Raw genomic sequence first — 10945 nt, forward strand, 5'->3', positions numbered from 1 at the left:
CTAATCCCAAAACGTTGAGACACTACTGACCTTGTTTAGAAGTTAGCCCCGCCTAAATTATGAATATGGATGCTGTGAATACTGATCCCACCACGACCCCTCCACGCGATCCCGGCGCCATTGCGTCTTTGCCGTCAACGTCACCCACGGCGGAGGCCGGCTGGCGTCGCGCCCGACTGGCGCCATCGCTGGCCGAAGTACATCGCTCCGTCGAGGTGAATGGCGCGACGTGGTTCCGGAAGATGGTGGCCTTCGCCGGCCCGGGCTATTTGGTGGCGGTGGGCTACATGGACCCGGGCAATTGGGCGACCGGGCTCGCTGGCGGTTCGCGCTTCGGCTACACCTTGCTCTCGGTAATTCTGCTGTCGAACCTGATGGCGATGTTGCTGCAGGGACTCGCCTCGAAACTTGGCATCGCCACGGGACGTGACCTGGCGCAGGCTTGTCGCGATCACTACTCGCGGCCCGTGGCCTTCGCGCTCTGGGTGCTGTGCGAAATCGCCATCGCGGCCTGCGATCTCGCCGAAGTGATCGGCACCGCAATCGCACTCAACTTGCTCTTCGACATCCCGCTCGCGTGGGGCATCGGGATCACCGCGGTCGACGTGCTCATCGTGCTCTACCTGCAGAACAAAGGGTTCCGCCTGCTCGAGGCGTTGGTGATCGGGCTGATCGCGATCGTGGGCGGGTGCTTCCTGTTTGAACTCTTCATCACGCGACCGGATCTGGGCGAAGTGGCACGCGGATTCGTTCCGACCGCCCAGATCTTCACCAATCCCGAAATGCTGTATATCGCGATCGGTATCCTCGGGGCCACGGTGATGCCGCACAACCTGTATTTGCACTCGTCGATCGTGCAGACGCGGAAATACGAGGAGACGTCGGCAGGCAAGCGCGAGGCGGTGCGGTTTGCGTTCATCGATTCCACGATCGCGCTCAGCTTCGCGCTGTTCATCAACGCGGCCATCCTGATCGTGGCGGCGGCGACGTTCCACACCAGCGGCAACACCGAAGTCGCGGAGATCCAGGATGCGTACAAGCTGCTCACGCCGTTGCTTGGCGTAGCGGGCGCCAGCACGATCTTTGCCCTCGCGTTGCTGGCGTCGGGACAGAATTCCACGATTACGGGCACCTTGGCGGGTCAGATCGTGATGGAAGGCTTTCTGAACCTTCGCCTTCGTCCCTGGCTTCGCCGGTTGATCACGCGGGCTATCGCCATCGTGCCGGCGGCGGTGGTGGCGATACTTTACGGGGAGCGCGGTACGGCCAAGCTATTGATCTTCAGCCAAGTCATCCTGTCGCTTCAGCTGTCCTTCGCCGTGTTCCCGCTGGTGCGCTTCACCTCCGACCGCGAAAAGATGGGCGAATTCGTGAACTCGATCGGACTGCGCATCTCGGCCTACGTCGTCGCCGGCGTCATCGCCACGCTGAACCTCTGGCTGCTCGTGCAGACGGTTCGTGGGTGGCTCGCCTGATGTATCGTCGCATTCTCGTGCCGCTCGAGCACTCCGCGTACGATCAGGTCATTCTCGCGCACGTGAGGCAGCTGGCGCAGCTCTGCTCGTCCTCCCTCGTGCTGATCCACGTAGCCGACGGCTGGGCCGCACGGCACCAGCTTTCACTCAAGCTGCGAGAATCGGAAGAAATGCGACTGGACCGTGAGTACATCGAAGCCTGTTGCGCTTCACTGCGCGCGGACGGCTTCGAGACCGAGTCGCTGCTGGCTGGCGGTGATCCCGCCGGTGAGATCGCGGCCGCGGCCGAGCGGGAGCAGTGTGATCTCATCGCCATGGCAGTGCATGGCCACAAGGGGATCCAGGACGTGATCTATGGGACGACCGCCAATACTGTTCGCCACCGGACGATGGTGCCCGTTCTCATGGTCAGGGGTCCCGTTCGCGTCGCCTCCCGCTGATCTTTCGGTATGAACGCGCGTGACGCTGGTTCGCCCGATGCAAGCTCGCCCGTCGTAGCTCCTCCGGCCCTGACTGGGCCGGTCGAGGACTACCTCAAGGCCATCTACGAGCTCGAGAGCCGGTTCGGTGCGGCTGCTACTAGTGATGTGGCGAACGCGCTCGACGTGGCGCCGGCGTCGGTGACCGGCATGGTGCGTCGGCTGGCCACACAGGGCTATCTCGATCACGTACCGTACCGTGGCGTGCAGCTGACGCCGCGGGGGCGACAGGCTGCGTTGCGCACCATCCGCCGCCATCGCATCCTGGAGTCGTATCTCACCGGGGTGCTGGGTTATCCGTGGGATCGCGTGCACGACGAAGCGGAGCGGCTCGAGCATGCCGCGTCGGACGATCTCATCGAGCGTATGGCGGCCGCGCTCGGGCACCCCACGGCCGATCCGCACGGCGCCCCGATTCCCACGGTCGATGGCATCGTTGAGGAGCAGCCGCATCGCACTCTCGCCGAACTGCCGGTGGGCGAAACGGCGCGCATGCTGCGCGTGAGCGACAAGAATCCCTCGCTGTTGCGCTATCTTGCCGAAATCGCATTGCAACCGGGCGCCGAAGTCACGATGGTGTCGCGTGCACCGTTCGACGGACCGCTCACGTTACGGATCGGAAAGAACGAGGCCGTGGTGGGACCCAATCTTGCCGCTCAGGTATTGGTGGAAGCGATGCCCTCCACTGGTCCACGCTCTGCTGATGCTTCTGGCTCCCACACGGCGGCTGCCGCCGCCAAACCGAAATCGCGCAAGTCGACCGCCCGTTGAGCGGCCGCCGGTGAAGCACATGCTGGCGGCGGCCGTCCTTATCGCCTGCGCGCTCGGGGCGGTCGGCGCTACTCCGCTTGCGTCGCAAACCCCTACAGCACAGCGCGATTCGGCGCAGCGCGGAATCGCCATCGATGCGCGGATGGCGGAGGATCTCGGACTGGCCGTCGGCGCACGGGTCCGGATTTCGGCCAAGCCGGGGGAAGCGGGCGACAGCGTCACGATCGCGGCGATTTACGAGCGGAAAGCCGACCCGGCTGAAGTCGCGCGGCGCGAGTATCGCGTACGATTGCATCTCGATCAGTTACAGCAGCTCATGGAGCTCGACGATCGCGTCGATCGCTTCGCCGTCGGTACGCGCGACGGCCAGTCGATCGATTCGGCATTGGCGCGTATCAATCATGTGGCCTTCGGATTCCGCGCCCACAAGTCACGAGATGTCGCGGTGCAGAGCTCCCGCACCTTTCGTGTGGTCGAGCGCTTTCACTTCGCGATCGGTATCATCACCGTGGTCGCCAGCGCGGTCTTTCTGCTCTGTCTGCTGTTGCTCAGCGTCGAGGAACGCAAACGCGACATCGCCGCCCTCCGCCTCATGGGAATCTCCCGCGCCACCGTGGTGCGTGCCATCGTGATCGAAGCCGCTATCGTGTCGCTCATCGGCAGTGTGATCGGCGCCGGCATCGGCTGGATCGCATCGCTCATCGTGAACGCGCATTTTCAGGAGTTGTATCGCACGCCGCTGGTCTTCGCGCTGCTCACACCGCAGATCTTCGCGTTCGCAACCGGACTCTCGCTGGTGCTCGGTATCGGCTCCGGCGCCGCAGCCGGCTGGCGACTGGTCAAGTCGTCGCCCTTGTCGCTCATGGGACGCTGAGCGATGCGACTCATGATGGCTTGGGCCACGCTACGCCGGCATCCCGCCCGCACCACGCTGGCCGTGCTCGGCATCGCGGTGGCGGCCGCTCTGCTGCTCGACATGGTGATGCTGGCGACCGGCATGAGTGAATCATTCCGCTCTCTGTTGCTCACGCGGGGCTATCAGCTGCGCGTGTCGCCCAAGGGAACGTTGCCGTTCGACAGCGAAGCCACGATCGACGGCGCCGGCGCGATCGTGCGTGCGCTGCGCGCCAATCCCGACATCAAGGCCGTCAGCCCCACGCTTGGCGCCACACTCACCGTCGACGGCGGTCGGATCCCCTCGGCCTTCACCCTTGGGCTCGAGCGCGACGTACAGGGTGATTACACCCTCGAAGCCGGCTCCGACATCACGCGTGCCGATTCCGGCACCACGGCGCCGCTGCCGCGCATCGTCGTGAGCCAGACGTTCCTGACACGCGCGGGACACGTGGTCGGCGATACCATTACGATCTCCTCAGGACTGGATGCGCAGCTGCGCACCGCAGCGCGGTCGAGTCGTGTCGTGATCAGCGGCATGGGGCGCTTCATCTACGTGCCGGGCGAAACACCAGTGATGGCGCTCGATCTCGCACTGCTGCGTCAGTTGCTCGGACCGAGCTATCGCGACCGTATGTCGCTGGCGATGGCCGAGTCGCGTCGCGGCGATTCTGCGTCGGTGGAAGCCGTGCGCTCGTGGATCGCGACCACCCAACCGCGCGTGACCGCGATCTCCACTGAAACGGCGATCCGTCAAGTCGAGGAGCGACTCTCGTATTTCCGACAGTTGGCGTTCGTGCTCGGGGCCATCAGTCTCGGCATCGGCTTTCTCCTGGTCGCCACGTTGGTTACGCTCTCCGTGAACGAGCGACGTGGCGAGATCGCCGTGTTGCGTGCGATCGGTACGCAGCGGATTGGCGTGCTGCATCAGGTCTTTCTCGAGGGGCTGCTACTGACCAGCGCGGGCATTGTGGGTGGACTCGCTCTGGGATTGGTGACCGCCCAGTGGCTCAACGCCATTCTCCGTGACTTTCCGGGACTGCCATCGGCGTTCGACTTCTTCGTGTGGAGTCCGAATGCCGGCTGGCGCGCGCTCGCGCTGCTGCTCACTTCAGGAACACTGGCCGGACTGCTGCCTGCATGGCGCGCCGCCTCCATCCCCATCGCTCGCGCGTTACGAGAGGAAGCCATTGGTTGACGTGTCTGAACATGGTGCCGGCACCACACGCGAAACCGGCACGGCGGGCGAGCCGGTCATCGCCTGCGAGCAGGTCGTGCGCAGCTATCCCATGGGCAGCGCGATGGTGCAGGCGGTGCGTGGCATCGATCTCCGCATCGCGCGCGGGGAGTTCGCGGCCATCACCGGGCCGTCGGGATGCGGCAAGAGCACGCTGCTGCACTTGCTCGGCGCGGTCGATGTACCGACGTCGGGTCGCGTGCTGGTGAACGGTCGCGACACCGCATCGCTGTCCGATCGTGAGGCTACCGACTTCAGGTTGCGTCACATCGGCTTCGTGTTTCAGCGCTTCTATCTCATGCCCACGCTGTCGGCGTCGGAGAACGTCGAGCTGCCGCTCGCCGAAGCGGGCATGGACAAGCGGGCGCGGAGGGCACGCGCCCGTGAACTGCTGGGCTATGTGGGCCTTGGCGACCGGCTCGATCATCGCCCGACGCAGCTGTCGGGGGGAGAACAGCAACGGGTCGCGATCGCGCGCGCGCTGTCGAATGAACCCGCTCTCCTGCTGGCCGATGAACCGACCGGCGAGCTCGATGCCGAAACCGGCGTGCGATTGCTCGAACTGTTCGGGCGATTGCATCGCGACGGACGCACGCTGGTGTTCGTGACGCACGATGCCGTCGTGGCGCAAGCCGCGCAGCGCGTGATCCGGTTGCACGACGGACGTGTGGCGTCGGATTCCCGATCGCCCGTTGCGAGTGGCGCGTGAGCGCGTCCACCGGCGCCATTCGATTGGCCATGGCACAGTTACTGGCGTGGCGATCGGTATCGTCGCGACCGATGCGCGCGCTGTTGCTGTGCGGCGGATTCGGCGTGGGCGTGGGTGTCATGATCGTGCTGCTGGCCGTCGGTGAGGCGATGGTGCGTCAGGCCAGCCAGGAGCGTCTGGTAGGCGGCGGTACGATCACGGTATTGCCGGAAGGCATCGACATCGAAGTCCTCACCACGGGTGGACTGGGCGGCCTCTTCTTTTCGGTGCCCAACGCACGCTTTGTGCATCGGCAGGTGCTCAACGCGCCCCGCCTCAGCGATGTGGTCAGCGTGGCGGCGCCGCAGCTCGAGGGCAAGCTGTTGTACGTCACCACCAGCGACGGCATCGAGCATCCCGTGCGGGCCAGTGGGGAGATCCCGTCGGCCACCCGCACACTTGGTGCACTGCCCACGGTGGCCTCGGGCGCGTGGGAAGACGACGACGGTGATCGTCGGTGGATGACGCCGACGCCGGCGGAGCTGCGTCACGATATCGATCACTTTCATCTCCCCAGGCCGGGTATGGCGAATCGTAATTCGTGGGGGGAATGGCACTACTTCAACGTGATTTCGCCCGACGCGACGCGCTGGGCGTTCATCTCGTTCATCGTGGGCGGTGATGTAACGGGCGATCAGTGGGGAGGGCAGGTGCTCGTTACGCTGCACGAGCGCGGCCGTGCGCCACGCCGATTCAGTCGCTCGACTCCGAAGGAGCGTGTACGCTTCTCTACGCGTGATGCGAATCTCACGATCGGCAACGACAGCGTACGCGTGATGCCCGATGGTCGGTACGCAGTGCGGGCCAACGTGCGTGAGGAAGGCACCGGCACGCCGCTCACACTCGATCTCGTGCTGTCACCCGCGCCGCGTGTGGATTTTCCCGGTGCGACGCTGGTGAGCGGTGACTTCACCTCCGGGTACGCCGTGCCGGCATTACGGGCCGATGCGTCGGGGTCGTGGTGTGTGGCCCGGGTGTGCGAACGCTTCGACGGCGCACAGGCGTATCACGATCACAACTGGGGCGGGTGGCGCGGTGTCACATGGGAATGGGGCTCGACGCGCGCCGGCGAGTACACCCTGCTGTATGGCCGGGTCACGCCGGAAGATTCGGCAGGCGGCAACGCTCCGCTGTTCGTGTACGTTACCGACGCCCAGGGATTTCTCGCGCTCTTCCGGCCGCGCGTGATCCGCTACGATGACGCACGCGAGGTGCAAACGGTGAAGGGTGTGCTCAAGGTGCCGGCCACGGCGGAGCTGTTCGACGTGCGCGGTACCGATACGCTACGGCTTTTGCTGACCGTCGACGACGCAGTGGCGACGGACACGCGCATCGGGTTGGTGGAACGCGGGGACAGCGACGCGGCGCGCGCGCTGCGCAAGCCGTGGTTCGTGCAGATGGCCGGCGAAGCCCGGGTCGAAGGTCGCGTCCGCGGTCGCGTACTCAGCGGCCGGGGACGCGGGTTCTTCGAGACCTATCGGTAGCGTGCGTGCCACGCACGGCGTGGTTCAGCTCACGCGCGACGCAACGAGCTTGCGCGTGTCATTCGAAAGACGCTTGTCTTTGAGCAGCACGCGTAGCCGCGAGGCATCGGCCCGGGCTTGCATCCGCTGCTTGGCATCCACGTTCAGCCACATGGCGTCCAGCAGTGCTTTGGCTTCGGTGTCCACGTCGCCAGCCGTCGAGGCCTCCGCGGCGAGTCGCTCGAGCACCGTCGCGGCCTCGCGGTTGTACGACTGCGCATACAGTACGTGCGCGAGTCCGAAGGAGGCTTCGGTGGCGAGTTTTCCTTCGTCGCGGTCGATGGCCGCAGCCGTCACGAACTCGCGGCGTGCGACATCGTACTCCCCTTTGGCCAGCGCGACGCGTGCACGGGCGATATGTTCGGGGTTGGAGATCATCGGCTCGGCCACCGAGGCCGCGCGCGTGGTCGCAGCGGCTGAAGGAGTGACGGGGAGCGTGAGCGTGGAGGCTTGTAAGGCAGTCAGTGCAACGAGCGCGAGCTGAAACATAGCGACTCCTCTTGTGAGTGATCGTTTGAACCGCGGGTGTTACCATGTTCGATACGTGAAGACCCCTTCGCGGTGTCAGTGGCGGGACCGGAGGCCATGGGCTGGGCCCGAGTGCACATGGGACATGCCTGTGAGCCGGCGCCGACGACGCCCATGAGCGCGCAACTGCGGTTGGGCACGCAGGGATGGAATTATCCGGCGTGGGTAGGTCCCTTTTACCCGGCGGGCACCCGTCCCGTGGACTTTCTGCGCACGTTCACGCGTGCCTTCGAGGCCGTGGAGATCGACTCCACGTTCTATGCGATCCCGCCGGTCAGTACCGTGCGTGGCTGGGCGTCGCGTACGCCGCCGGAGTTCACGTTCACCTGCAAACTCCCGCAGGAGATCACGCACGAGCGACGCTTCGTGGACGCGGTCGACGTGTTGCGTGCGTTCACCGATCGCATGCGTGAATTGGGGCCGCGGCTCGGTCCTATTCTCATCCAGTGCGGGCCCGATTTCTCGCCCAGCGAGATCGATGCCCTTGCCGCGTTTCTGCCGGCACTGCCGCCCGATCTCCGGTTCGCGGTGGAGTTCAGGCAAGCGGCTTGGGTACGCAAGAGCACGTTGGCGCTGCTCAAGCGCCATGGTGTGGCGTTGGCCCTCAGCGACGGCCGATGGATTCCACGCGACTGGCTGCTCAAGCTCTGTGAGCAGCCGACGGCGGATTTCGCCTACCTGCGCTGGATGGGACCCGACCGGTCCATCGTCGACTACTCTCGGCTGCAGGTAGACCGCAGTGCCGAGCTCGACGCGTGGAGCCGCATGATCCCGGTGCTGCAGCGCGAGGTGCGCGAGGTGTACGGCTTCGTGAACAACCACTTCGCTGGGCACGGGCCGGCGTCGGTACGGATGCTGCAGGAACGGCTCGGGATAGCTCCGGTAGACCCGCGCTCGATCGGGGACCAGCCATCGCTTTTCTGACGCGACTCTCGTTGGAGGATATACTTCAGGCATGACTGTGCCGAATGCATCAGCCGACGCCGCGCTGCGGCTCGTTCGAGGCGAATCCGCCGCGCCACACGACCTGCTGGGCGCGCATCCGATCACTCTGGACGGCGTGGACGGGGTCGCGATCCGCGCCTTCCAGCCCAACGCCGCGTCCATTGCCGTGGTGCTCGGTGAACAGCGCTGGCCGATGGAGCGCGACGCGCACGGGTTGTTCGCCCTCTTTCTGAGCGATCGCGCCGCGCCCATCGCGTACCGACTCGAGATCACGTTCGGCGACGGCCGCGTCGTATTGCGCGACGATCCATACCGCTTTCTCCCCACGCTCGGCGAGATGGATCTTCATCTCTTCAACGAAGGACGCCATTTGCGTCTGTGGGAGAAACTGGGGGCACACGTTTTGGAGATCGACGGCGTGGTCGGCACGTCGTTCGCCGTATGGGCACCGAACGCCACGCGCGTCTCGGTGATCGGTGCGTTCAATAGCTGGGACGGACGCGCACACCAGATGCGTCTGCTTGGCGCGAGTGGCGTGTTCGAACTGTTCGTGCCCGGTGTCGGCGCGGACGCGATGTACAAGTTCGAGATCCGTTCGCCCGGTGGTGCCCTGCGCGTGAAGACCGATCCGTACGCGTTCAAGATGGAGCAGGGCCCAGGGCACGCCTCGATCGTTCAGGCGCGCGGCACGTACGACTGGAAGGACGGCGTCTGGCTGGCACAGCGCGCGGACGCCGATCCGCTGCGCGAGCCGATGCTGGTCTACGAAGTGCACCTCAGCTCGTGGATGCGCGGCGAGCACAATCGCCTGCTCACGTATCGCGAATTGGCGCCGCGCCTCGCGGAGCATGTGAAACGCATGGGTTTCACGCACATCGAGTTGTTGCCGGTGCTCGAGCATCCGTTCGGCGGTTCGTGGGGCTACCAGGTGGGTGGCTACTTCGCGCCCACGTCGCGGCACGGATCGCCCGATGATTTCCGTGCGTTCGTGGACACGATGCACGAGGCAGGCATCGGGGTCTTGCTCGACTGGGTGCCGGCGCATTTTCCCAAGGACGACTGGGCGCTTCGCCGTTTCGACGGCACCGCCTGCTACGAACATGAGGACCCGCGACTCGGCGATCACCCTGAGTGGGGCACGCACATCTTCAACTATGCGCGCTACGAAGTGCGCAATTTCCTGCTGGCCAACGCGCTGTACTGGATCGAGGAGTTTCACATCGATGGACTGCGCGTGGATGCCGTCGCCTCGATGCTGTATCTCGACTACGGACGCGAGTCGGGCCAGTGGCTCCGTAACCGGTTCGGTGGTCGCGAGAATCTCGAGGCGGTGTCGTTTCTCAAGCAGCTGAACCACGCCGTCCATTCGCTGCATCCCGGCGTGATCACGGTGGCCGAGGAGAGCACGTCGTGGCCACGGGTCACGCATCCGATCAGCGAGGGCGGATTGGGCTTCACGCTGAAGTGGAACATGGGGTGGATGCACGACACGCTCGACTACATCAAAGTCGACCCCTTCTTCCGCAAGGGCGCGCACGACAAGCTCACCTTCGCCATGATGTACGAGTACAGCGAACGATTCATGAATCCGCTGTCGCACGATGAGGTCGTGCACCTCAAACAGTCGTTACTCGAGAAGATGCCCGGCGATGCGTGGCAGCGATTCGCGAACCTGCGCACGCTCATCGGCTACTCGATCACGCGACCGGGAAAGTCGTTGTTCTTCATGGGCACCGAGCTCGGGTCGCATCACGAGTGGAATCACGACATCAGTCTCGAATGGCATTTGCTGGGCGATGCCCGGCGACAGGGGCTGATGGCGTTCATGGAGTCCATCGGCGCGCTCTATCGTCAGCACTCGTGCTTCTGGCGGCGTGATCACGAGCCGTCGGGTTTCGGCTGGATCGACGTCTCCGATAAAGAGCAGTCGGTGCTGTCGTATGCGCGCTACGACGGATCGGCGCACGCCATGGTGGTGCTCAATCTCACGCCGGTCCCGCGCGCGGCGTACCGACTTGGCGCACCGTCGATGGGCACGTATCACGTGGTGCTCAATTCCGACGCGACGCCGTTCGGTGGCAGTGGCTTCGTGGTGGCGGAGGCGGTGGAGGCGGAGCCGGTGCCGTATCACGGATTCCCGCAGTCGATCGCGGTATCGTTGCCGCCGCTGAGCATGCTCGTGTTGCTGCCGTCCGAACAGCCGTATGCGCGCGCGGTGGTGGACGTGTTGGCCGCGGGTGCCGCGGGTGCCGCGGGTGCCGCGGGTGACACCGCGGGCTCGTTGCCGGGCGCTGGAAAATCGCGGTCGAAGAAGGACAAGCCGGCGAAGGAGGTGAAGGAGCTGA

Annotated in this window: 10 protein-coding genes; 9 read left to right on the forward strand and 1 reads right to left on the reverse strand. The window is 65.0% G+C overall.

From position 1 onward, the window contains the following. Window positions 1-65: 65 nt before the first annotated feature. From ACESNG_RS22015 to ACESNG_RS22045, 7 genes are read left to right on the forward strand one after another with little or no spacing between them, the layout of a single operon-like run. Window positions 66-1475 carry an Nramp family divalent metal transporter gene (locus ACESNG_RS22015; protein ID WP_373065042.1) on the forward strand — a complete coding sequence of 470 codons (1410 nt, stop codon included), beginning with the start codon at window positions 66-68 and terminating at the stop codon, window positions 1473-1475. Continuing rightward, window positions 1463-1915: a universal stress protein gene (locus ACESNG_RS22020; RefSeq protein ID WP_373065040.1), complete on the forward strand. Its 453-nt coding sequence runs from the start codon at window positions 1463-1465 to the stop codon at window positions 1913-1915. Before ACESNG_RS22015 ends, ACESNG_RS22020 begins: the two co-directional genes overlap by 13 nt. Window positions 1916-1924: 9 nt before the next feature. Next, window positions 1925-2725: a metal-dependent transcriptional regulator gene (locus tag ACESNG_RS22025; RefSeq protein ID WP_373065038.1), complete on the forward strand. Its 801-nt coding sequence runs from the start codon at window positions 1925-1927 to the stop codon at window positions 2723-2725. Window positions 2726-2744: 19 nt separating this feature from the next. After that, complete coding sequence (locus ACESNG_RS22030) at window positions 2745-3599, forward strand: ABC transporter permease (RefSeq protein WP_373065064.1); 855 nt, start codon at window positions 2745-2747, stop codon at window positions 3597-3599. Between the two features lie 12 nt (window positions 3600-3611). Beyond that, on the forward strand, window positions 3612-4817 hold the full coding sequence (locus ACESNG_RS22035) for an ABC transporter permease (RefSeq protein ID WP_373070877.1): 1206 nt from the start codon (window positions 3612-3614) through the stop codon (window positions 4815-4817). A 1-nt stretch (window position 4818) separates the two neighbouring features. Next, window positions 4819-5565, forward strand: a complete 747-nt coding sequence (locus ACESNG_RS22040) for an ABC transporter ATP-binding protein (protein WP_373070881.1) — start codon at window positions 4819-4821, stop codon at window positions 5563-5565. Continuing rightward, the gene (locus tag ACESNG_RS22045; RefSeq protein ID WP_373065032.1) at window positions 5562-7088 is read left to right on the forward strand and encodes a hypothetical protein; all 1527 of its coding nucleotides are present in this window, start codon (window positions 5562-5564) and stop codon (window positions 7086-7088) included. Before ACESNG_RS22040 ends, ACESNG_RS22045 begins: the two co-directional genes overlap by 4 nt. 24 nt (window positions 7089-7112) lie before the next feature. Here ACESNG_RS22045 and ACESNG_RS22050 read toward each other — a convergent pair whose 3' ends face one another. Further along, window positions 7113-7616 (reverse strand): hypothetical protein, encoded by a 504-nt coding sequence (locus ACESNG_RS22050; RefSeq protein WP_373065030.1) that lies wholly within the window; start codon window positions 7614-7616, stop codon window positions 7113-7115. Between the two features lie 153 nt (window positions 7617-7769). Here ACESNG_RS22050 and ACESNG_RS22055 point away from each other — a divergent pair, with 153 nt between their 5' ends. Further along, window positions 7770-8579: a DUF72 domain-containing protein gene (locus ACESNG_RS22055; protein ID WP_373065028.1), complete on the forward strand. Its 810-nt coding sequence runs from the start codon at window positions 7770-7772 to the stop codon at window positions 8577-8579. 31 nt (window positions 8580-8610) lie between these two features. Further along, window positions 8611-10945: 1,4-alpha-glucan branching protein GlgB (gene glgB, locus ACESNG_RS22060; RefSeq protein ID WP_373070879.1), on the forward strand; the 2335-nt coding region annotated here is incomplete at its 3' end.

This window comes from Gemmatimonas sp. (genome assembly GCF_041689975.1).
In the GTDB taxonomy this organism is placed as follows: Bacteria; Gemmatimonadota; Gemmatimonadetes; order Gemmatimonadales; family Gemmatimonadaceae; genus Gemmatimonas.